Annotated in this window: 22 protein-coding genes; 10 read left to right on the forward strand and 12 right to left on the reverse strand. The window is 73.0% G+C overall.

Annotation, left to right across the window (positions count from 1 at the left end; all coding sequences use genetic code 11):
* Window positions 1-37: 37 nt before the first annotated feature.
* On the forward strand, window positions 38-721 hold the full coding sequence (locus ACFWNV_RS09570) for an ATP-binding protein (protein WP_383943070.1): 684 nt from the start codon (window positions 38-40) through the stop codon (window positions 719-721).
* Window positions 722-761: 40 nt separating this feature from the next.
* Here ACFWNV_RS09570 and ACFWNV_RS09575 read toward each other — a convergent pair whose 3' ends face one another.
* Together ACFWNV_RS09575 and ACFWNV_RS09580 are read right to left on the reverse strand one after the other, a co-directional pair.
* Complete coding sequence (locus tag ACFWNV_RS09575; protein WP_383943073.1) at window positions 762-2,234, reverse strand: ROK family protein; 1,473 nt, start codon at window positions 2,232-2,234, stop codon at window positions 762-764.
* A gap of 43 nt (window positions 2,235-2,277) precedes the next feature.
* Window positions 2,278-2,970 (reverse strand): alpha-ketoglutarate-dependent dioxygenase AlkB family protein, encoded by a 693-nt coding sequence (locus ACFWNV_RS09580; protein WP_383943183.1) that lies wholly within the window; start codon window positions 2,968-2,970, stop codon window positions 2,278-2,280.
* Window positions 2,971-3,068: 98 nt separating this feature from the next.
* Between ACFWNV_RS09580 and ACFWNV_RS09585 the strand changes: the two genes are divergently transcribed.
* Genes ACFWNV_RS09585 through ACFWNV_RS09595 form a run of 3 tightly spaced genes read left to right on the forward strand, consistent with a single transcriptional unit; the run spans window position 3,069 to window position 4,575 of the window.
* Window positions 3,069-3,833, forward strand: a complete 765-nt coding sequence (locus tag ACFWNV_RS09585; protein WP_383943076.1) for a maleylpyruvate isomerase family mycothiol-dependent enzyme — start codon at window positions 3,069-3,071, stop codon at window positions 3,831-3,833.
* Between the two features lie 60 nt (window positions 3,834-3,893).
* The gene (locus tag ACFWNV_RS09590) at window positions 3,894-4,163 is read left to right on the forward strand and encodes a DUF6332 family protein (protein WP_383943079.1); all 270 of its coding nucleotides are present in this window, start codon (window positions 3,894-3,896) and stop codon (window positions 4,161-4,163) included.
* 28 nt (window positions 4,164-4,191) lie between these two features.
* Window positions 4,192-4,575, forward strand: a complete 384-nt coding sequence (locus ACFWNV_RS09595) for a glyoxalase/bleomycin resistance/dioxygenase family protein (protein ID WP_383943082.1) — start codon at window positions 4,192-4,194, stop codon at window positions 4,573-4,575.
* Here ACFWNV_RS09595 and ACFWNV_RS09600 read toward each other — a convergent pair.
* Together ACFWNV_RS09600 and ACFWNV_RS09605 are read right to left on the reverse strand one after the other, a co-directional pair.
* Window positions 4,561-5,538, reverse strand: coding sequence for a spherulation-specific family 4 protein (locus ACFWNV_RS09600; protein ID WP_383943085.1), 978 nt, complete (start codon window positions 5,536-5,538; stop codon window positions 4,561-4,563). The two genes, ACFWNV_RS09595 and ACFWNV_RS09600, sit on opposite strands and share 15 nt — an antisense overlap.
* A 207-nt stretch (window positions 5,539-5,745) precedes the next feature.
* The gene (locus tag ACFWNV_RS09605) at window positions 5,746-6,444 is read right to left on the reverse strand and encodes a TetR/AcrR family transcriptional regulator (RefSeq protein ID WP_383943088.1); all 699 of its coding nucleotides are present in this window, start codon (window positions 6,442-6,444) and stop codon (window positions 5,746-5,748) included.
* 148 nt (window positions 6,445-6,592) lie between these two features.
* On the opposite strand from ACFWNV_RS09605, the gene ACFWNV_RS09610 reads away from it, so the two are divergent.
* Window positions 6,593-7,051 (forward strand): nitroreductase/quinone reductase family protein, encoded by a 459-nt coding sequence (locus ACFWNV_RS09610; RefSeq protein WP_383943091.1) that lies wholly within the window; start codon window positions 6,593-6,595, stop codon window positions 7,049-7,051.
* A 59-nt stretch (window positions 7,052-7,110) separates the two neighbouring features.
* On the opposite strand, the gene ACFWNV_RS09615 is transcribed toward ACFWNV_RS09610, so the two are convergent.
* A complete protein-coding gene (locus ACFWNV_RS09615; RefSeq protein ID WP_383943094.1) occupies window positions 7,111-8,019 on the reverse strand; it encodes an aldo/keto reductase in 909 nt (302 codons plus the stop codon).
* Between the two features lie 67 nt (window positions 8,020-8,086).
* On the opposite strand from ACFWNV_RS09615, the gene ACFWNV_RS09620 reads away from it, so the two are divergent.
* Window positions 8,087-9,085, forward strand: coding sequence for a DUF5937 family protein (locus ACFWNV_RS09620; protein ID WP_383943097.1), 999 nt, complete (start codon window positions 8,087-8,089; stop codon window positions 9,083-9,085).
* A gap of 231 nt (window positions 9,086-9,316) precedes the next feature.
* On the opposite strand, the gene ACFWNV_RS09625 is transcribed toward ACFWNV_RS09620, so the two are convergent.
* Complete coding sequence (locus ACFWNV_RS09625; protein ID WP_383943100.1) at window positions 9,317-10,726, reverse strand: geranylgeranyl reductase family protein; 1,410 nt, start codon at window positions 10,724-10,726, stop codon at window positions 9,317-9,319.
* A gap of 202 nt (window positions 10,727-10,928) precedes the next feature.
* Between ACFWNV_RS09625 and ACFWNV_RS09630 the strand changes: the two genes are divergently transcribed.
* Window positions 10,929-12,293 (forward strand): dipeptidase, encoded by a 1,365-nt coding sequence (locus ACFWNV_RS09630; RefSeq protein WP_383943103.1) that lies wholly within the window; start codon window positions 10,929-10,931, stop codon window positions 12,291-12,293.
* A gap of 106 nt (window positions 12,294-12,399) precedes the next feature.
* On the forward strand, window positions 12,400-13,104 hold the full coding sequence (locus ACFWNV_RS09635) for an MBL fold metallo-hydrolase (protein WP_383943106.1): 705 nt from the start codon (window positions 12,400-12,402) through the stop codon (window positions 13,102-13,104).
* 101 nt (window positions 13,105-13,205) lie between these two features.
* On the opposite strand, the gene ACFWNV_RS09640 is transcribed toward ACFWNV_RS09635, so the two are convergent.
* Window positions 13,206-14,246 carry an NUDIX domain-containing protein gene (locus ACFWNV_RS09640; protein ID WP_383943109.1) on the reverse strand — a complete coding sequence of 347 codons (1,041 nt, stop codon included), beginning with the start codon at window positions 14,244-14,246 and terminating at the stop codon, window positions 13,206-13,208.
* 207 nt (window positions 14,247-14,453) lie between these two features.
* Here ACFWNV_RS09640 and ACFWNV_RS09645 point away from each other — a divergent pair, with 207 nt between their 5' ends.
* Window positions 14,454-15,440 carry a LacI family DNA-binding transcriptional regulator gene (locus ACFWNV_RS09645; RefSeq protein WP_383943186.1) on the forward strand — a complete coding sequence of 329 codons (987 nt, stop codon included), beginning with the start codon at window positions 14,454-14,456 and terminating at the stop codon, window positions 15,438-15,440.
* A 69-nt stretch (window positions 15,441-15,509) separates the two neighbouring features.
* On the opposite strand, the gene ACFWNV_RS09650 is transcribed toward ACFWNV_RS09645, so the two are convergent.
* The 5 genes from ACFWNV_RS09650 to ACFWNV_RS09670 all read right to left on the reverse strand — a co-directional run bounded on the left by ACFWNV_RS09650 (window position 15,510) and on the right by ACFWNV_RS09670 (window position 20,044).
* Window positions 15,510-16,808 (reverse strand): DUF6986 family protein, encoded by a 1,299-nt coding sequence (locus tag ACFWNV_RS09650; protein ID WP_250738901.1) that lies wholly within the window; start codon window positions 16,806-16,808, stop codon window positions 15,510-15,512.
* Between the two features lie 183 nt (window positions 16,809-16,991).
* Complete coding sequence (locus ACFWNV_RS09655; RefSeq protein ID WP_383943112.1) at window positions 16,992-17,954, reverse strand: electron transfer flavoprotein subunit alpha/FixB family protein; 963 nt, start codon at window positions 17,952-17,954, stop codon at window positions 16,992-16,994.
* Between the two features lie 59 nt (window positions 17,955-18,013).
* A complete protein-coding gene (locus ACFWNV_RS09660; protein WP_274547439.1) occupies window positions 18,014-18,799 on the reverse strand; it encodes an electron transfer flavoprotein subunit beta/FixA family protein in 786 nt (261 codons plus the stop codon).
* 200 nt (window positions 18,800-18,999) lie between these two features.
* Window positions 19,000-19,545, reverse strand: coding sequence for a flavin reductase family protein (locus ACFWNV_RS09665; RefSeq protein ID WP_383943115.1), 546 nt, complete (start codon window positions 19,543-19,545; stop codon window positions 19,000-19,002).
* Between the two features lie 199 nt (window positions 19,546-19,744).
* The gene (locus tag ACFWNV_RS09670) at window positions 19,745-20,044 is read right to left on the reverse strand and encodes a TlpA family protein disulfide reductase (RefSeq protein WP_383943188.1); all 300 of its coding nucleotides are present in this window, start codon (window positions 20,042-20,044) and stop codon (window positions 19,745-19,747) included.
* 337 nt (window positions 20,045-20,381) lie between these two features.
* Here ACFWNV_RS09670 and ACFWNV_RS09675 point away from each other — a divergent pair, with 337 nt between their 5' ends.
* A complete protein-coding gene (locus tag ACFWNV_RS09675) occupies window positions 20,382-21,104 on the forward strand; it encodes a lysophospholipid acyltransferase family protein (RefSeq protein ID WP_383943118.1) in 723 nt (240 codons plus the stop codon).
* The last annotated feature ends 123 nt before the right edge of the window (window positions 21,105-21,227 follow it).

Below are 21,227 nucleotides of genomic sequence, written 5' to 3' on the forward strand. Positions count from 1 at the left end.
GCAGCACCCGTAACACTGATGTCGGGGAGTCGCAGCCGTGATCAGTCATTCCCGCAGGCACTGCGTCGTCGAACTGCAGGCCCTGCCCTTGCGGATCGGACAGATCCGCAGAATCGTTTCGGCGCAACTGCGCCACTGGCAGCTCGATCCGCTCATAGACCGGGCCGCGCTCGGCGTGACGGAGCTGCTCAGCAACGTCCACCGTCATGCGCAGCCGGACAAGACCTGCACGGTCGAGATCGAGCTGCGCCTCGGCCGGCTGACCGTCTCCGTCTACGACAGCGATCCCCGGCTCCCGATGCTCCGGCACCCCGGGGACCGCACGGCCGCGGGGGATCCCGCGACCACGGGGGATCCCCCGGCCGCCGGGGCCGTCTGTCCCGCGGGCAGTTCCCCGGTCGACGCCCTGGAGACCTCCGGCCGCGGGCTCGCGCTCGTGGAGGCCCTCAGCGAGGCGTGGGGAGCCCGGCAGCAGGAGGACTGCCCGGGCAAGGTGGTGTGGTTCTCCCTGCGCGCCGCCCCCGGCCCGGCCGCGCCGGAACGCCACCCGGTGCTCCTGGCCGAGCGGCCGGTGCACCTGTCCGAGAAGCCCGGGAAACCCAAGAAGCCCGAGACCAAGGCCGTACGGGACCCTGCGCCGGCCCTGCCCGTCGCCGCACCCCCCGAGCCGGTCCCGGCAGGCCTGTCGGTGACCGCCTCGGTCGGCGCCAGGCCCGGGTAGGCTCCGGCCGCCGCAGCCGCCCGCGGCGGCCGTCGGCGGCTCAGGCCGCCGCGCCCAGGGTCCCGAGCGGGTCGTCCAGTACCGGCTGCCAGGCCAGCTCGGCGGCGCCGACCAGGCTGTTGTGGTCGAGCGTGCACGGCAGGATCGGCACGCCGCCGCTGCGCCCCCACAGGCTGCGGTCCGCGACCACCGCGCGCAGCCGCTCGGGGTCCGCGTAGAGCAGCTCGCGGTGGAGTCCGCCCAGGATGATGCGGTCCGGATTCAGGATGTTGACCAGGCCCGCCAGCCCCAGGCCGAGCCGGTCGATGAGTTCCTCGGTGGCCGCCCGCACCCCGGGATCCGCGGACTCCTCGCGCAGCAGGTCACGGGCCTGCTGGAGCAGGGACACCTCCGGGCCGGGGGTGCGCCCGGCGGCGGTGAGGAAGGCCAGCGGGTCGGCCTCCACGTCGAGGCAGCCGCGGCTGCCGCAGTGGCAGGCGCGCCCCTCGGGGTTCACGGTGAGGTGGCCGACCTCCAGGGCCAGGCCCGAACTGCCGCTGTGCAGACGGCCGTCCAGGACGAGCGCCCCGCCGACCCCGCGGTGCCCGGTGGCCACGCACAGCAGGTGCTGCGCGCTGCGGCCGGCGCCGTGCCGGTGTTCGGCGAGCGCCGCGAGGTTCACGTCGTTGCCGGTCAGCGCCGGGCCGTCGATGCCGGCCTCCTTCACGCAGTCGGCGAAGATGGCCCGCACGGGGGAACCGGCGGGCCAGGCCAGGTGCAGCGGGTTCAGGGCCGTGCCCTCCGGCTCCGCGACCGCCGAGGGCACCGCGAGCCCGGCGCCGATGCAGCGCCGGCCGGTCTGCGCGAGCAGCGCGGCCCCGGCTTCGACGACCGCGCCGAGTACCTGTGCGGGGTCGGCCGACACCGGCACCCTTCCGGGAGCCGTGGCGACGATCCGGCCGCCGAGGCCCACCAGGGCGGCCCGGAACCCGTCCGAGTGCACCTGCGCGGCCAGGGCCACCGGGCCGTTCTCGTCCACGGAGAGCCGGTGCGAGGGGCGGCCCTGGGTTCCGCCGGCCCCGCCGGGGCGGGAGTCCACGCGGATCAGGCCCAGCGCCTCCAGCTCGGCGGCGACGGCGCCCGCGGTGGCACGCGTGACACCGAGCTCGGCCGTCAGGACCGCGCGGGTCGGGGCCCGGCCGGTGTGGACGAGCTCCAGCGCCGGGCCGAGCGCGCCCCGGCCCCGCTCGAGCTTGGTCCGTGCGGAGCCGGCTGCCGCGGACGGCGGGGGCGTGGCGGGGGCGGAGGCCGTTGCCGGAGCCGAGGGCGTTGTCGAGGCCGTTGTCGGAGCCGAGGCCGTTGCCGGAGCCGAGGCCGTTGCCGAAGCCTGGTCGGATCCCTCGGCCGTACCGGCACCGTCGGCCGCGCTGGTCCTGCCGGTCCCGTCCGCGCCGTGCATCCCGTCCGTACCGCCCGTCCCAGCGGACACCGTGGTCACATCCCCCACCCGCCGCGGGGCCCCGTTGCCGTTCATGACAGCGATCCTCGCATGATCGGGGCGTCGAGGACGCCGCCCGCTAGCCGAGCCCGCCGACCCGGAGCGTGATGTTCAGCCGCCCGGTCAGCCCGAGGCCCGGCGGAGCGGTCCCGGGCAGGACTTTCGGCACCCCGTGAAAGGCCCGTCGGACGGGCCCGCCGAAGACGAACAGATCCCCGCTGCGCAGCTCAAGGTCCCGATACGGACGCCCGCGCGAGGCGGTGTTGCCGAAGCGGAAGAGGCAGGAATCACCCAGGCTCAGCGAGACCACCGGGGCTTCCGAGCGTTCCTCGGCGTCCCGGTGCATGCCCATGCGGGAGTCGCCCTCGTAGAAGTTGACCAGGGCGATGTCGTAGGCGAGGCCCTGCTCCGGATCCTGCCCGTACGCGGCGGCCACGGCACTGCGTCCCAGCCGTGCGAGCCAGTCGGGCATCGGCTTGACCGGAGCGCCGTCCCCGTCGACGGCGGTGGGCGCGTATCCGTACGGGTACCAGTGCAGCCCCAGGCACACCTGCCGGGCGGTCATCGTTCCCCCGCCCGGCGTGCGCACCGTGCGCAGCCCGGCGGGCGGGCGGGCCCATTCCCGGCAGGCCTCCACCAACTCCCGCTGCCGCCCGGGCCCCAGCCAGTCGGGCACGTGCACGGCCCCGGGCACGATCTCGGCCCGCTCGCGCGGGAAGAGCTCACCACCCGGGTGCTCCGTGTCCGGGTCCTCCCTTTCCGGGTCCCCCATGACCTCCGCCACCTGCTCCGCAACCTCCTCCGCGACCAGCTCCGTGACCTCCATCATCCTTCGTTGTGCGCCCCGCGGACGGCTGCGAGACTCCCGGCATGGAGATCATCAGCTATGTGAAGACCGTGGCCCGCGAGGGCGAGCAGCTCGCCGGCATCGCCGAACAGGCGGGTACGGACGCCCTGGTGCCCACCTGTCCGCAGTGGCGGGTCGCCGATCTGCTGCGCCACACGGGCTCCGTGCACCGCTGGGCCACCGGGTACGTGGCACAGGGCCTGACCGAGCGGGCGCCGTTCCCGGAGGCGCCGGAGCTGGTGGGCGCCGAACTGCTGGCCTGGTTCCGCGAGGGCCACGCCACGCTGGTGCGGACCCTGACCGGCACATCGGCCGACGCACGGTGCTGGACCTTCCTGCCGACCGCGCCGCCCTCGCCGCTGGCCTTCTGGGCGCGGCGCCAGGCGCACGAGACCACCGTGCACCGGATGGACGCGGAGGCGGCGCTCGGGGTGCCCTTCGGGACGGTGGACCCCGGCTTCGCGCAGGACGGGGTGGACGAGCTGCTGACCGGCTTCCACGCGCGGCCGCAGAGCCGGGTCCGGACGGCGGAGCCGCGGGTGATGCGGGTACGGGCCTCCGACACGGGCGCGGTGTGGACCGTGCACCTGTCGGCGGAGCCGGCGCGCACCGTACGCGGGGACTCCTGCGGCACGGACGGCACGGACGGCGCGGAGGCCGACTGCACGCTGACGGGCGAGGCCTCCTGGCTCTACTCGGCGCTGTGGAACCGGCAGCCGCTCACGGGACCGGGCGTGACGGGCGACGTGGAACTGGCCCGGCTCTGGGTGGAAACGGCTGGAATCTGACCCCTGGACCGCGCCGGGGCGCCCTTGCCGTGGTGCGGCCCGGGCGGCGAGACTGCGCCCATGGAGCGACGTAGCCAGGCCGACCGGGACGCGGTCACCATCGAGATCGTGTTCGCCTTCGTCAGCGGCGTGTTCGCGGCCGGACTCGCCTTCGCGGCGCTGTACGTGCCCGTCCTGGCCTTCGACCTCTCCCCCACGACCGACCGGACCCTGGCGATGGCGGGCGGCGTCCTGGCCGCGACGGTGTTCCTCCTCCGGGTCGCACAGGTCCTGTGGCGCTTCGCCCACCGCCCGGAGCACGACGTCCACGAGGACCTCGGCCGCTCCTAGAACCGCGCAGGTTCGTAGGCTGGGCCGCATGGACTCAACGACCCGGCTCTCACTCCTCGTTCTGTACACACCGCGGGTGGAGGACTGCCGCCGGTTCTACGCGGACCTGGGCCTGGCGTTCACCGCGGAGCGCCACGGCCGCGGGCCGGAGCACTACGCGGCCGTCCTCCCCGACGGCACGGTCCTCGAGCTCTACCCCGCCACCGGCGAGTGTCTCTCCGGTGCCCTGCGGCTCGGGCTGGCCGTCGACGGGGCCGCGGTGCGGCCGCCGCTCGCCCCGGGGCGCCACCGGCTCGTGGACCCCGACGGCCGGACCGTCGAGATCACCGCCGTCGAGATCACCGCCGTCGAGGCCCCCGCGGTCGAGGTGCCCGCGGCCGGGTGGACGGAGGGCGGCTCAGCCCAGGGTTGAGGCGTACGAGGTCTGGGCGCGGTACTTCCAAGCGGGCTGGGCGTTCCAGGGGTTGGGCATCTGCGCGCTGGTGGCGTACGCGTAGCCCGCGCCGCGTTCGAAGGCCGTGCGGAGCGTCGCGCGCATCACGGGGGCGTCGGGGACGTCGTGTACGAGGTGCCAGAACGCGGTGCCGCTCGGGTCGAGTTCGGCGCCGGAGCGGTAGCCGGTGGCTGCGTTGAAGACGTTGCCGCCGAGCCAGCCGGCGCCCGTGTAGGCCGCGTACGTGTCCTCGAAGGTGACGAACACGTCGGCGGTGCGGCGGCCGGGCTCCAGGTAGCAGTCGGCGATGGCCGTACCGGGGTTGTTGACGACCAGGTCCGACGCACCGGGGGCCAGGGCCTCCATGGTGTCCTGCACGTAGCGGCGGAGCTCCGCGTAGTGGTCGCGGGTGGCGTTGTCCGGGCCGCAGTCGCGGCTGACCACGTCGAAGAAGATGCCGTCCACGTGGAGGCGGCCGTCGGGAGTCTTGAGGTAGTTGTCCACGGAGGCCTTCACGGCGGCGATGTCGCGGTTTCCGTGGTCGGTGTGGACGTAGCCGAGCACCTTGGTCCTCTCGCCGGTGGCGGTGGTCCCGGTGCGCAGGACGTCGGCGCGGGCCCGCCACGGGGCGTCGAACGGGGAGTCGCCGTTGCCCGGGTTGAGGACCACCACCGAGGCGGCCGGGCTGGTGGCGGTGAGATCGGCGAGCATCGCGTCATTGGCCCAGACGTAGGCCGGGACGGCTATCTCCAGGCCCCGTACGCCGGCCGCCCGGGGGGTCGGTCTGACCTCGGGGGTCGGGGCCGGGGCGAGGGCCGGGGTACGGTCCCGGGCCTGGGCGCGGCCCGGCTCCGAACTCGCCGACGCGGTGACGGCCGGCGCCGGCGCGGCCAGTAAGAGGGTGGCGAGGACGGCGTAAACGGCCTTCGCGGCGCGGGTCATGACTGCTCCTCGGGGCGACGGCAGAGCGGGGGCGGCGCCGGGGCGATGGCCGGGCGCCGGGGACGGCAACCGGGACAGCGGGACGGGACCCCGGCCCGAGGAACACTAGACGGGCCGCCGGGCGCACCAGGGCCGATTCCCCTGCTTCAGTACGAGGAACTGACAAGCGAACCGTCCCCTCCCCCGCCGGTACGGCCCGGCCCGGCCCTATACGGCGGGCAGGCCGACCCCGTGCGCCAGCTGCCCGGCGGCATGCGCGAAGAAGGCGTCGCGGTCCTCGACGACCCGGTTGAACTGGCCGAACAGCTCGAAGGAGATCAGCCCGACGAGCTGCGCCCAGGCGGCGACCAGGGCCGCCGCGGCCTCCGGGGGCAGCCCTTCGGCGAAGTCCGCGGCCATGCGGGCGGCTTCGGGGCGCAGCTCGGCGGGGAGCGGCGGGAGGGCGATGCCGCGACCCTCGTAGGCGGCGCGCACGATGCCGATGAGGGCGTTGCCCACGCGGGAGGCGGGGCCGACGGTGTCGAGCGGGGCGGTGTAGCCGGGGACGGGCGAGCCGTAGATGAGGGCGTACTCGTGCGGGTGCTCCAGCGCCCAGGCCCGGACGGTCGCGCAGACCTCGGCCCAGCGGGCGCGGGGGGTGCCGGCGGCGGCGAGGGAGCGGGTGTCGGCGGCCTCGGCGGCGGCGCCGACGCTGTTGTAGGCGTCGACGATGAGGGCGGTGAGGAGCTCGTCGCGGCTGGGGAAGTAGCGGTAGAGGGCGGAGGAGACCATGCCCAGCTCGCGGGCGACGGCGCGCAGCGAGAGCTTGGCCGCGCCCTCCGCCGCGAGTGCGCGGCGCGCTTCGTCCTTGATGGCGGCGGTGACTTCGATGCGGGCTCGTTCCCTTGCCCCTCGCACGGTGCTCATGGGGGCCAGTGTGCCACGCAAACAGAGCACTGCCCACCAATAAGACCACTGCTCCATTTCGAGAGCACCGCTCTTGCTTTGGAGCGCCGATCCGCGCACACTGTTCTCAAGCGAGAGCAGTGCTCTCCAAAACGCCCCGGAGGCCACCATGAACACGCCCAAGCCGTACTACGTCCAGGCCGGCCCGCTCGGCATCCGCTTCAACGCCCTGATCGGCAAGCTCGCCCGCAGGGGCATGAGCCTGGCCGGAACGGCCGAGCTGTCGGTGCGCGGCCGCACCTCCGGCACGATGCAGCGGATCCCGGTGAACCCGTACCACCAGGACGGCACCCGGTACCTGGTCTCCGCCCGCGGCCACTCCCAGTGGGTCCGCAACATGCGCGCGGCGGGCGGCGGCGAGCTCCGGCTGGGCCGCACCGTCCACACCTTCACCGTCACGGAGGTCACCGACCCCGCGGAGCAGGCCGTCGTGCTGCGCGGCTACCTGAAGAAGTGGGGCTGGGAGGTCAACCGCTTCTTCAACGGAGTCACCGCGAAGTCCCCGGAGCCCGACCTCATGGCCGCCGCCCCCGACCACCCGGTCTTCCGCATCACCCTCACCCCCTGACCCGGCACTCCGCCCGGCCCGTCCGGCAGAAGTGGATCACTACGCCATGGGTGTCTTGCTCATGCCACCTCGCAGTGGAGGGGATCCAAGGAGGCCAGTTCCTCGTCCGACAGACGCAGGGAGCCGACGGCGACGTTCTGGGCGAGGTGGTCGAGGTCGCCGGTGCCGGGGATGGCCAGGACGTGGGGGCCTTGGTGGAGTGTCCACGCCAGCAGGATCTGGGCTGGGCTCACGCCGTGAGCGCGGGCGACGGCGTGCACCTCCTCGCTGGGGCCTGTGGTCGCGCCGGCGGTGCGTCCGGTGCCGGCGATCGAGTAGAACGGCACGAACGCGATGTCTTGTTCACCGCAGATTTCCAGGAACTCCTTCTGCTCGGGTGATGCGCCGATGCCGTACATGTTCTGGACGCAGACCACCGGTGCGATGCTCCGGGCCTCCGCGAGGTGGTGGGGGCGGACGTTGGACAGCCCCAGGTGCCGGATGAGGCCGGCCTCGCGCAGTTGGGCAAGTGCGCCGAAGCGTTCGGCGATGGAGTCGGTGCCGACGATGCGCAGGTTCACCACGTCGAGGTGGTCGCGGCCGAGCTGACGCAGGTTCTCCTCGACCTGGCCGCGCAGCTGCTCGGCGGTGGCGTGCGGCAGCCACTGGCCCGCAGGGTCACGGCCTGGTCCGACCTTGGTGGTGATGACGAGGTCGTCCGGGTAGGGGGCCAGCGCCTGGTTGATCAGCTCGTTGGCCGAGCGCAGCGACGAGAAGTAGAACGCTGCGGTGTCGATGTGGTTCACGCCGAGCTCGGCCGCCCGACGCAGCACGCTGATCGCCCGGTCGCGATCGAGTGGGACGGCATCGGCCGCGAACGCCTCGCCGCGCTGTGTCAGGCGCATCGCGCCGAAGCCGACCCGGTTGACCGTCAGGTCTCCGAGCTTCCAGGTGCCCGATGCCGCCGCGGTGATCGTCTGTGAGGTCATGGCGGGATGATCTCCGCACGGTAGGCTGGCCCGCCATTGATTCGCACATGCCTGAATCCATTGGAGCGTGGTTGTCCTGGCAGAGCTGGTGTTCTCGACGAGCGATCTGGCGCAGGTGCGGTTCGCCGTCTCACCGATGTGGGAGATCGCGCCCAGCTTCCGGCTGCTGACCTCCGGCACCGTGCACCCGGTCCACCGGCCCTGGGTCGACCAGGTACGCCCGCGCGCGATGGCTGCCGGGCTGGACCGGGGATGGCTCCGCGAGCTGATCCCGCCCACCAGCGGCTACGTCCCCGACTTCCTCAACCCGGCTCCCACGGGACCGGCCCCCACACCGGCGGCAGAGCGGGATGCGATCCGGGCCTCTCCCGCCGACCGGGTACGCCAGGACCTCGACCACCTGGCCCGCCACCAGGGGACCCGCGGCCCCCGGCTGCGAGCCCTGCACAACGACCCACAGGGCTTCCTGCCCAAGGTCGCAGAAGAGATCGAAGCGTACTGGGAACTGGCGCTGGCCCCCTACTGGGCACGCATCCGGGCCGTCCTGGACACGGACATCCTCCACCGGGCCCGCCTGGCCGCCGAGCACGGTACCGGCCACCTCCTCGACGATCTGCACACGTCGCTGAGCTGGGACGACAACGCGCTACGGATGGACCACCGCAAGCAGCCACTGACCCGCACGACGGCAGGAACAGGACTGCTGCTGATCCCCTCGGCCTTCACCGGACCGGGTCTGCGCACCCGAACGACGCCGCCGGACCCGCCCCAACTCGCCTATCCGGCACGCGGTGTCGGCTCCCTGTGGACCAAGCGCCCCGTCACCCGGACTGACACCCTCTCCGCCGTACTGGGCCGCTCGCGGACCTTGCTGCTCACCGAGTTGGAGATCCCGGCCTCCACCACACACCTGGCCCACCGCACCGGACTCTCCCCCGCAGGGGTATCCCAATGTCTCACCGCGCTGCGCAACGCGGGCCTGGTCAGCGCCCACCGCGCCGGCCGCTCCGTCCTCTACGCCCGCACCGCCGCAGCCGAAACCCTCCTCCAAGCCGCCTCCGCCTGACCTCACATCAACCCCGAAGGGTTTACGGAGCCGACCGCTCAGGCCCGGCGACCCGCCGCCCGCCGGCACTGGAGCCCGGCTCCGGCGCGGCCCCGGCCCGCCCCCGCGAAAACGCGGCGGCGGCCTCGCCGACAACCGGCAAGACCGCCACACCCCGCACCTCGGCGCCACCGTCGCCCCACCGGGGACGGCGGCTTCGGCCCTGGGGTCAGGCCGGGGCGGCTACCGGCCTCAGTCCTTGGACCCGCCCTGGGCTCCGTCCTGCTCCGCAGCCCCGGACTCGGCCTTGGCCTTGGCCCCGGGCTCAGCCCCAGCCCCGGCGTCGACGCCCGCATCCGCGCCCGCCGGCCCCCGGCTCCGCGCCTGGCGGGCGTCCAGGACGTGCAGGGCCTTGCGTGCCAGTGGGTACGTACGGACCATCTCGGCCAGCGTCAGCGAGCCTCGTGCGATGCGGGCGAAGGCCAGCCAGGCCGGCCGGAAGCCGGTGATCGCCGCGTGCAGCAGGCCCGGCTTGGCCTCGAAGAGTTCCAGCATCCGCTTGCCGACGCCCATCTCCACACCCAGCCCCGCCTTCACCGCGAAGGCGTAGTTGAGGGCCTGGCGGCGTGCGTCCACCGCGTCCTGGGCCTCGGAGATCTTCACGGCCCATTCCCCCGCGAGCCGCCCCGAGCGCAGCGCGAAGGAGATGCCCTCCCGGGTCCACGGCTCCAGCAGTCCGGCCGCGTCGCCCGCGACCAGCACCCGCCCGCGCGAAAGCGGCGATCCGGGCTTGCGGCAGCGGGTCAAGTGCCCTGAGGAGATGGCCGGTTCGAAGCCCGACAGGCCGAGACGGGCGATGAAGTCGTCCAGGTACCGCTTGGTCGCTGCGCCCTCGCCCTTCGCCGAGATGACCCCGACGGTGAGGGTGTCGCCCTTGGGGAAGACCCAGCCGTAGCTGCCGGGCAGCGGTCCCCAGTCGATGAGGACCCGGCCCTTCCAGTCCGCGGCGACCGTCTCCGGGACGGGGATCTCCGCCTCCAGGCCGAGGTCGACCTGGTCCATCTCGACGCCGACGTGCGCGCCGATCCGGCTCGCGCTGCCGTCCGCGCCGACCACGGCCCGGGCCAGCACGGTCTCGCCGTCGGCGAGGATCACCGCCACGGTCCGCCGGTCGGGCACGGACGCCCCGTGCTGTTCCACCCGCGCGACGGCCGTACCCGTACGGACCGTGGCGCCGGCCTTCTCCGCCTCGGCGACCAGCGCCGCGTCGAACTCGGGCCGGTTGATCAGCCCGAACAACATCTGCTTCGAGCGCCGGGTCCGGGCGAACTTCCCGTCCAGCGAGAAGGTGACCGCGTGGACGCGGTCCTTGAAGGGCAGCACGAAACCCGGCGGGAGCGCATCGCGCGAGGGGCCGATGATGCCTCCGCCGCAGGTCTTGTACCGGGGCAGTTCCGCCTTCTCCAACAGCAGAACGCGCCGCCCCGCGGCGGCCGCCGCGTGCGCGGCCGAGGACCCGGCCGGCCCGGCCCCGACCACGACCACGTCCCACACCTCGCCCACCTCGCCGGTGTCCCCGGCCGTCTGCGCGTCCGCCCCCTGAGCGGTCTGTCCTGCCGCCGCGTCGCGTACGTCGCCGCTGTCGCTCTCGTCGCTGCTCACGATGTGCTGCTGCTCCTGATCCTGCGGTTCATGCCGTTGCTCCGATGCCGGGGAAATCCTACGGCGCGAGATCGACTGCCCCGTTGTGCGAGGATCGGAAGAGTCTTTTGCCGTAGCCCGCATACGCACATCCCGCGCATGCGGGAGACGTATGCGCAACCCGTACACATACACCAACGTCGCACCCAAGAGGAGCGTGCCCATGCCGTCTCATCCGATCGCCGAGACCGTCGCCTCGCTGATGCCCCGCGCCAAGCAGGAGCTGTCCGAGCTGGTGGCTTTCCAGTCGGTGGCGGACTGGGCCCAGTTCCCGCAGAGCGAGAGCCAGGCCGCCGCGAAGTGGGTGGCCGACGCGCTGCGCACCGAGGGCTTCCAGGACGTGGCGCTGCTCGACACCCCCGACGGCACCCAGTCGGTGTACGGGTTCCTGCCCGGCCCGGCGGACGCGCCGACGGTCCTGCTGTACGCGCACTACGACGTGCAGCCCCCGCTGGACGACGCGGCCTGGATCTCCCCCGCCTTCGAGCTGACCGAGCGGAACGGCCGCTGGTACGGCCGCGGTACGGCGGACTGCAAGGGCGGCTTCATCCTGCACCTGCTCGCGCTGCGCGCCCTGAAGGCCAACGGCGGCGTCCCGGTGAACGTGAAGGTGATCGTCGAGGGCTCGGAGGAGCAGGGCACCGGCGGGCTCCAGCAGTACGCGACGGCCCACCCCGAACTGCTGGCCGCCGACGCCGTCGTGATCGGTGACGCGGGCAACTTCCGTACGGGCCTGCCGACGGTCACCGCGACCCTGCGCGGCATGTGCCTGCTGAAGGTCAAGATCGACACCCTGGGCGGCAACCTGCACTCCGGCATGTTCGGCGGGGCCGCCCCCGACGCGATGGCCGCCCTGATCCAGCTGCTGGCCTCGCTGCGCGCGCCGGACGGTTCCACCACGGTGGACGGGCTGGCCTCGGACGCGGTGTGGGAGGGGCTCCAGTACCCGGAGTCCGACTTCCGTTCCGACGCGAAGGTGATCGACGGGGTCGAGCTGATCGGTGAGGGCACGATCGCGGACCGGCTGTGGTCCCGGCCGGCCGTCACCGTGCTGGCCATCGACTCCCCGCCGCTGGTCGGCGCCACTCCCTCGGTGCACGCGAGCGCGGGCGCGCTGGTGAGCCTGCGGGTGCCGCCGGGCGTGGACACCGCGGAGGCGATCAAGCTGCTGGAGGCGCACCTGGTGGCGCACACCCCGTGGAAGGCGCGTCTGGAGATCGAAGTCGTGGGCCAGGGGCAGCCGTTCCAGGCGGACACGGCCAGCCCGGCGTACGCCTCGATGGCGCAGGCCATGCAGGAGGCCTACCCGGGCCAGGAGATGCAGATCAGCGGCATGGGCGGCTCCATCCCCCTGTGCAACACCCTGACCGAGCTGTACCCGGACGCGGAGATGCTGCTCATCGGCCTCAGCGAGCCGGAGGCGCAGATCCACGCGGTGAACGAGAGCGTCTCCCCGGAGGAGCTGGAGCGCCTGTCGGTCACGGAGGCGCTGTTCCTCCTCAACTACGCGGAGTCCAAGCGCGCCTGACGGCTTCGCGGCCGACTCTCCGGTTCCCCGGCGCTCCGCCAGGAGCGAACCACGCTGACGGCGCAACCTGCGCCGCCGGCGTGGTTCGCCCGCATACGTTCGGGTGATGGACCTCGTAGAAGTCATCCCCGACCGCCTGCACATGCTCCGCTTCCCGATCGGCCAGGCCTACCTCTGGCGCGATGGCGGGGCCCTGACCCTGATCGACGCCGGTCAAGCCGGTTCGGCGGACGCGATCGAGGGGGCGATACGTTCCCTCGGGCTGCTGCCGGAGGGGCTGGAGCGGATCGTCCTGACCCACTGCCACCGCGACCACGTCGGCGCGGCGGGCGAACTGGCCGCCCGCTGGGGCGCGGAGGTACTGGCGCACGGGCTCGACGCGCCGGTGATCCGCGGGGAGCGGCCGGTCCCGGAGCCGGTCCTGCTGGACTGGGAACTCCCGCTGTACGCACACGGCCTGACGGCCCCACAGGCCCCGGCCACCCGGGTGGACCGGGAGGTGAAGGACGGCGAGGTACTCGCCTTCGGCGACGGCGCGGTCGTCGTACACGCTCCGGGTCACACCCCGGGCAGCATCGGCATCCATCTCCCGGCGCACGGCGTGCTGTTCACGGGCGACTGCGTCGCGGGCGTCGTCCAGGTGATGCTCGGCGTCTTCAACGTGGACCGGGACCTGGCCGTCGAGTCGATGTTCCGCCTCGCCGGCCTGGCCCCGTCGGTGGCCTGCTTCGGCCACGGCGACCCCCTGACGTCCGACACCGCGGCCACCCTCCTCGCGGCAGCACGAGCGGCGGCGGCGCCGGCATCCTGATCCGCACGGCGTACGGGGCCCTGCCCGGCCCGTGCGCCCGGCCCGGCCGACCCGGCCGGGCACAGCCCCCGGCCCAGGCCCCGCCCCGCCCCGCCCCCCGCCTACGGAACCGCCCGGCCCGCCTCCAGGTACGCCGCCCGGCCCCGTTCGCGGGCCCGCAGGGCCCATCGGAGCCTCTCGTAGCGCACCGGGGGCAGCAGGTCGGCCGCTTCCTGCTCCGTCACGAACCGCCAGGCCCGCAGCTCCGGCCCGGGCAGCCGCAGCCGCCCGGTCTGCGCGGGCGACAGCCGGCCCCCGTCGAAGAGCAGCCGCAGGCCGCCGTAGCCCGCCGGGGGGCACGGCGGCTCCCAGTCGACGACCAGGAGCTCCGGGAGGCGTTCCAGTACCAGCCCGAGTTCCTCCTCGACCTCCCGCACCCCCGCGCACGCCGGGGCCTCCCCCGCTTCGACGACCCCGCCGGGGAACTCCCAGCCCGGCTTGTAGGTCGGGTCCACCAGCAGCACCCGGTCCGCGTCGTCGAAGAGCAGCACCCCGGCCGCGACCGTCTCGCGCGTCGGCTGCGGGGTCTGCACGATGTCGCAGACCCGGGCCGTGCCGGTGCGTACGGCCTCGGCGATCCGCTCGGCCGTCTCCCGTACGGTCAGGGTCCCGTTGTCGATGACGTGGGCGTCGGCGGCGAGCCAGCCCAGCGCGTGCTGGTAGGCCGGGATGTGGGCGTAGGCCCATTGCCGCACCCGCAGGTCCACGTCCTGCGCCGCCCCGGGCTCCTCACGGGTCGCGATCCGCTCCCGAAGGATCGTTTCCTCAGGGGCGAGCAGCACGTGCCGCACCTCGATCCTGCGCGCCGCGAGCCCTCCGAAGATCTCGTCGCGGTACTCCTGCCGCAGCAGCGTCATGGGGACCACCAGCACCCCGCCCAGCTCCGCCAGCATCGCCGCCGCCGTATCCACGACGAGCCGGCGCCAACTCGGCAGGTCCTGGTAGTCGGACACCTCCGCGAGGCGTTTGCGCGGCAGCAGCACGCGCAGCGCGTCACCGATGAACTCCGGGTCGAACAAGGTGCTCTCCGGCAGGAGGCCGGTCAGCTCGCGCGCTGTGCTGCTCTTCCCGGCGCCGAAGGTGCCGTTGATCCAGACAATCACGTCTACCCCTCTCCCGATGCCCCCAGTGGCTTGCCCGCACCACCCTGCCACGGAAACCCCGGTGCTCCGCCGAGTGCTTATCCTCAAGGTCAGGGGCCCCTCCGCAGCGCCGGGCCCGCACCGACGCAGCGCCCGTCCTTCCGGAGGTCCGACACCGTGCCGCACTCCCGCCGCCCGCCCGAGCCCCGCTACGGCAACCGGCCGACCATGAAGGACGTGGCGGCCCGGGCCGGCGTGGGCCTGAAAACGGTGTCGCGCGTGGTCAACGGGGAGCCGGGGGTCACCCCGGACACCGAGCAGCGGGTCCAGGAGGCCATCGAGGCCCTCGGTTTCCGCCGCAACGACAGTGCGCGCGTGCTCCGCAAGGGGCGCACCGCGACCGTCGGCCTGGTACTGGAGGACCTCTCCGACCCCTTCTACGGGCCGCTCAACCGGGCCGTGGAAGAAGTGGCCCGCGCCCACGGCGCCCTGCTCATCAACGGCTCCAGCGACGAGGACCCGGAGCGCGAGCGGGAGTTGGCGCTCGCGCTGTGCGCCCGCCGGGTGGACGGGCTCGTGGTGATCCCGGCCGGGGACGACCACCGCTATCTGGAGCCGGAGATCCGGGCCGGGGTGGCCACGGTGTTCGTGGACCGCCCGGCCGGCCGGATCGACGCGGACGTGGTGCTGTCCGACAGTTTCGGGGGCGCCGTGAACGGGGTGGCCCACCTGATCGCGGGCGGCCACCGCCGGATCGGCTTCATCGGCGACCAGCCGCACATCCACACGGCGACCGAGCGCCTGCGGGGCTACCGCGCGGCGATGGCGGACGCCGGCCTGCCCGTCGCCGAATCCTGGATCTCCCTCGGCACCACGGCCCCGGAGCGCGTCTCGGCCGCCGCCCGGGCGATGCTGTCCGGCCCGGAGCCGGTCACGGCCCTCTTCGCCGGCAACAACCGCGTGACGGTCACGGCCGTACGCGTCCTCGCCTCCCTGTCCCGCCCGGTGGCCCTGGTCGGCTTCGACGACTTCGAACTCGCCGACCTGCTGAACCCCGGCATCACGGTCATCGCCCAGGACGCCGCGGCCCTGGGCCGGGTGGCCACGGACCGCCTCTTCCAGCGTCTGGCGGGCGCCGACCTCCCCCCGGCCCGCATCGAGCTCCCCACCCGCCTGATCCCCCGCGGCTCGGGCGAGCTCCCACCGGCCGGCTGACCGGGGAGCGGGAACGCCGAAGGCCCGGCCGGCGGCAGACCGGCCGGGCCTCGTACGGGGCTACGCGCCTCAGGCGGTCGCCGTCAGCGTCGCCGAGCGGCGCGGGATGGCGAAGGCGTCGAGCTCGGCGCGGGTCAGGCCGGTGAGGGCGGTGACCTCGTCGGCGCCGACGGCGCCGCAGTCCAGGCCGCGGACCAGGTAGCCGGCCAGGGCCTTCGCGGTGGCGGGCTCGTCCATGACGTCGCCCTCGATCTTGGCGACGTACGCCTTCAGGCGCGCGGCGGCCGTTTCGAGGCCCTCGCGGTAGAAGACGAAGACGGCCGCGTAGCGGGTCGGCAGGTGCGCCGGGTGCATGTCCCAGCCCTGGTAGTAGGCACGGGCCAGGGCGCGGCGGGTGAGGCCGTAGTGCAGCTTCCAGGCCTCGTGGACGTGCTCGGTGGTGCCGATCGGCAGGACGTTGGTCGAGCCGTCGGAGACGCGCACGCCGGTGCCGGCGGCCGCGACCTGCATGATCGCCTTGGCGTGGTCGGCGGCGGGGTGGTCGCTCGACTGGTACGCGGCGGAGACGCCGACGCAGGCGCTGTAGTCGAAGGTGCCGTAGTGCAGGCCGGTGGCGCGGCCCTTGGAGGCCTCGATCATCCGGGCGACCGCGGCGGTGCCGTCGGAGGCCAGGATGGACTGGCTGGTCTCGATCTGGATCTCGAAGCCGATCCGGCCCGGGCGCAGGCCGCGGGCGGTCTCGAAGGCCTCCAGCAGCTGCACGAAGGCCGTGACCTGCTCGGGGTAGGTGACCTTGGGCAGGGTCAGGACCAGGCCCTCGGGCAGGCCGCCGTGCGCGAGCAGGCCGGAGAGGAAGATGTCGGTGGTCCGGATGCCGCGGTCGCGGACGTTGGACTCCATGCACTTCATCCGGATGCCCATGTACGGGGCGTTCGTGCCGTTGGAGAAGGCTTCGGCGACGAGGCGGGCGGCGCGGGCCGCGGCCTGGTCCTCCTCCTCGTCGGAGCGGACGCCGAAGCCGTCCTCGAAGTCGACGCGCAGGTCCTCGATGGGCTCGGAGGCGAGCTTGGCGCGGACGCGGTCGTAGACCGGTACCGCGAGCTCGTCGGAGATGCCGAGCACCTTGGCGAAGGTCGCGGCGTCCGGGGCGTGCTCGTCGAGGGCCGCGAGGGCCTGGTCGCCCCAGGTACGGATGGTGTCCGCCGCGAAGACGTCACCGGGCACGTAGACCGTGTGGATGGGCTGACGGGTGCCGGGGTCGCCCGGGTAGTGGCGCGCGAGTTCCGCGTCCACCGGCTTGAGGGAAGCGCTGATGCCCTCGCTGACCGCGCCTGCGAGGCTCGTCGCCACCTTCTCCTGCTGACCCATCGTGCACTCTCCTCTTTTCCGCTTCACGGAATCTTAGATCCGCATTACAGAATTTAGTCACGGGGTTCCGCCCAGTCAATGGTCCCTCCGCCGTCCTGGACAAACGACTCGGGGCCGTGTGGTGAGAAACACCACACGGCCCCGGAGACCACTTACCCGCAGGTCAACGCCTGCGGCAGGGTTTTAGCCCTTGCGCGCCTTGATCTCGTCGGTCAGCTGCGGGACGACGGCGAAGAGGTCGCCGACCACGCCGTAGTCGACGAGGTCGAAGATCGGGGCCTCGGCGTCCTTGTTGATCGCGACGATCGTCTTCGACGTCTGCATGCCGGCGCGGTGCTGGATCGCGCCCGAGATGCCGGAGGCGATGTACAGCTGCGGGGAGACCGACTTGCCGGTCTGGCCGACCTGGTTGGAGTGCGGGTACCAGCCGGCGTCCACGGCCGCGCGCGAGGCGCCGACGGCCGCACCGAGGGAGTCCGCGAGGGCCTCGATGATGTGGAAGTTCTCGGCGCCGTTGACGCCGCGGCCGCCGGAGACCACGATCGCGGCCTCGGTCAGCTCGGGGCGGCCGGTCGACTCGCGCGGGGTGCGGGAGGTGACCTTGGTGCCGGTGGCCAGGGCGCCGAAGGTGACGGCGAGCGCCTCGACGGTGCCGGCGGCCGGAGCGGCCTCGACCGGGGCCGAGTTGGGCTTCACGGTGATGACCGGGGTGCCCTTGGAGACGCGGGCCTTGACGCTGAAGGACGCGGCGAACGCGGCCTGCGTCGCGACCGGGCCCTCGTCACCCGCCTCCAGGTCGGTGGCGTCGGTGATGATGCCGGAGCCGATGCGGACGGCCAGGCGGGCGCCGATCTCCTTGTTCTCCGCGGAGGAGGGGAGCAGTACGGCGGCCGGGGAGACGGCGTCGTACGCGGCCTGGAGCGCGTCCACCTTCGGTACGACGAGGTAGTCGGAGAACTCCGGGGCGTCGGCGGTGAGGACCTTGACGGCACCGTGCTCGGCGAGCACGGCGGCGGTGGCCTCGGCACCGGCGCCGAGGGCGACGGCGACGGGCTCGCCGATGCGGCGGGCCAGGGTCAGCAGTTCAAGGGTGGGCTTGCGGACGGCGCCGTCGACGTGGTCGACGTAGACGAGGACTTCAGCCATGGGGATGCTCCTGCGAATGCGAAGTAGTCAGGGGGACTGTCGAGGGATGGCCGAAGCTCTTAGATGAACTTCTGGCCGGCCAGGAACTCGGCCAGCGACTTGCCGCCCTCGCCCTCGTCCTTGACGATCGTGCCGGCGGTGCGGGCCGGACGCTGGGTCGCGGAGTCGACCGCGGTCCAGGAGCCTTCGAGACCGACCTCGTCGGACTCGATCTCCAGCTCCTCCAGGTCCCAGGACTCCACCGGCTTCTTCTTGGCCGCCATGATGCCCTTGAAGGACGGGTAGCGGGCCTCGCCCGACTGGTCCGTCACCGAGACGAGCGCGGGGAGGGAGGCCTCCAGCTGCTCGCTCGCGGTGTCACCGTCGCGGCGGCCGGTGACGACACCGTCCTCGACCTTGACCTCGGAGAGCAGGGTGACCTGCGGGACGCCCAGGCGCTCGGCCAGGATCGCCGGGAGGACACCCATGGTGCCGTCGGTCGAGGCCATGCCCGTGATGACCAGGTCGTAACCGGCCTTCTCGATCGCCTTGGCGAGCACCAGCGAGGTCGCCATGACGTCGCTGCCGTGCAGGTCGTCGTCCTCGACGTGGATGGCCTTGTCGGCACCCATCGACAGCGCCTTGCGCAGCGCGTCCTTCGCGTCCTCGGGGCCCACCGTCAGGACGGTGATCTCCGCATCGTCGGCCTCGTCGGCGATCTGCAGCGCCTGCTCGACGGCGTACTCGTCGAGCTCCGACAGCAGGCCGTCGACGTCGTCACGGTTGACGGTCAGGTCTTCGGTGAACTGCCGGTCGCCAGTGGCGTCGGGCACGTACTTCACACAGACAACGATCCTCAGGCTCACGCCGGCTCTCCTACCGCATCGACATTTCTGGTACCGCCTTGTTCAGGCAGCATAGGCGCCATCTCGGGCCGTTCCCGCCGGGGCGGCCCGCGCCCCGTCAGGAATGTTACTCGTCAGTACACAGCGGGTTCCGCCAGGTTGCAAGGCCGGTGAACTGTGATCTGGCCAACGCCGGCGGAACCGGCCCCAGCAGGGACGATTCAGTCCCTCAACGCGTTGAAGCGCCCCTGGTGGTACAGCAGCGGACGCCCCTCGCCGGCCGGATCCCCCACGGGGTCCCCCGCCGGGTCCCCGGCGACCGCCTCCGCGATGATCACCCGGTGCTCGCCGGCCGGAACCCGCGCCACGACCCGGCACACCAGCCAGGCCGGCACGCCGCCCAGCACCGGAACCCCGTGCGGGCCCGGCGCCCAGTCGGTCGCCGGCCCGAAGCGGTCGGCCCCGTTGCGCGCGAACAGCCCGGCCAGCTCCGCCTGGTGCTCGCCGAGTATGTGGACCCCGAGGTGCTCGGAGTCACGTATCGCGGGCCAGCTGGAGGACCCGGTGCCGATGGTGAACGACAGCAGCGGGGGGTCGGCCGAGACGGAGTTGAGGGAGGTCGCGGTGAAACCCGCCGGCCGGCCACCGCTCTCGGCGGTGATCACGGCGACGCCCGCGGCGTGCCGGCGGAACACCGAGCGCAACAGTGCGGGCGAGCCGGGCAGACCGGCCTCGGTCCGTGGGGACGGAGCCGTCGGAGCCGTCATCAGGAGGTGCCCCGTCCGTAAAGCAGGAGTTCATACCGCATATCGCAAGCGTGGCGATCTCCCGTGTACACAGTCAAGCCTGATCGGGCAGATGTAGGGCGCGTCACGCTGCGTGCGGACGCGCGTACCGGCTCACCGGACGCCCGCGCCCTCCACGGCGGCCCCGGCGTGCCGCAGGTCGCCGCGTTCCGCGCCCGGGTCACACGGCGGCGCCCAGGGCGGCGATCACGTCCGCCTTGCGCGGCATCCCGACGGCCCGCCGCACGATCCGGCCGGCCGCGTCGAGGACCAGTACGGTCGGGGTCTTCTCGATGCCGAGGGCCCGTACGAGGTCCAGGTTCTTCTCGGCGTCGATCTCGATGTGCCGGACGCCCCCGACCATCTCCGCGACCTCGTCCAGGATCCGCCGGGTGGCCCGGCAGGGCTGGCAGAAGGCGCTGGAGAACTGCACGAGCGTGGCCCGCTCCCCCGGCTCGGCGCCCAGCTCGGCGATGCCCAGCCGGCCCTCGCCGTGGCCCTCGCCGTGGCCCTCGCCCCGGCCCGCGCCCTCGTCCCGCTCACCTGCGCGCACCCGCGCCCCCGTCTCCGCCGTCTCCGCCGTCTCCGCCTTCACCGTGCCCGTACGGGCACTCGGCCATCATCCCGGTACGGTCGTACGCTGATCCGAGCGCCCCACGGGCCCGCCGCATTCCCTGCGTGACGAGAATCTCGCCGGGCACGGGCGTCTGGGCTGGCCTGCGGCTCTCGTATGGGGCACGATCCCCATGGCCGCGTACCTACGCTGCCGTAACTTCCGGCCGGGAGCACCTCCAGGCAGAAAGCGGGGTCTCCCCACCATGGCTGAGCTCGTCTACCCCCCGGTTATCGGTGCCGCGCACACCCTCTTCCGTGCGCTCGACGTCCGCATCGACATGAAGGGCACCGAGAACATCCCGCTCAAGGGCGGGGCCGTTCTGGTGTCGAACCACATCGGCTACCTGGACTTCATCTTCGCCGGGCTGACCGCGCGCCCGCAGAAGCGGCTCGTCCGCTTCATGGCGAAGGAGTCGGTGTTCCGGCACAAGGTGTCCGGTCCGCTGATGCGCGCGATGAAGCACATCCCGGTGGACCGCGCCCAGGGTGAGACGGCCTACCAGCACGCGCTCGACTCGCTGCGCTCCGGCGAGATCATCGGCGTGTTCCCGGAGGCGACGATCTCCCAGTCCTTCACGCTCAAGAGCTTCAAGTCCGGTGCGGCGCGCATGGCCCAGGAGGCCGGTGTCCCGCTGATCCCGGTGGCGCTGTGGGGGACACAGCGGATGTGGACCAAGGGCCGTCCCAAGGACCTCAAGCGCAGCCACATCCCGGTGACGATGCGGGTGGGCGAGCCGCTGGAGGCGCCCTCCGACCAGTACGCCGGGGCCATCACCCGCCGGCTGCGCGAGCGGGTGCAGGAACTGCTCGACGCCGCCCAGGCCGCCTACCCGGCCAAGCCCAAGGGCACCGAGGACTCCTGGTGGCTGCCGGCCCACCTCGGCGGCACCGCGCCGACCCCGGCGCAGGTCAAGGAAGCCGGCTGAGCCTTTCGTACGGATCGCGGCCCGGCCCGTCCCGGGCGGGGCCGCAATCCGGCGTCGCGGTGCGTCAGTTCGGGTTCTCCGCGTGGGTCAGCGTCTCCCACGCCTCGAAGTGCTTCTGGTAGG

It is taken from the genome of Streptomyces sp. NPDC058401, assembly GCF_042722885.1.
Classification (GTDB): domain Bacteria; phylum Actinomycetota; class Actinomycetes; order Streptomycetales; family Streptomycetaceae; genus Streptomyces.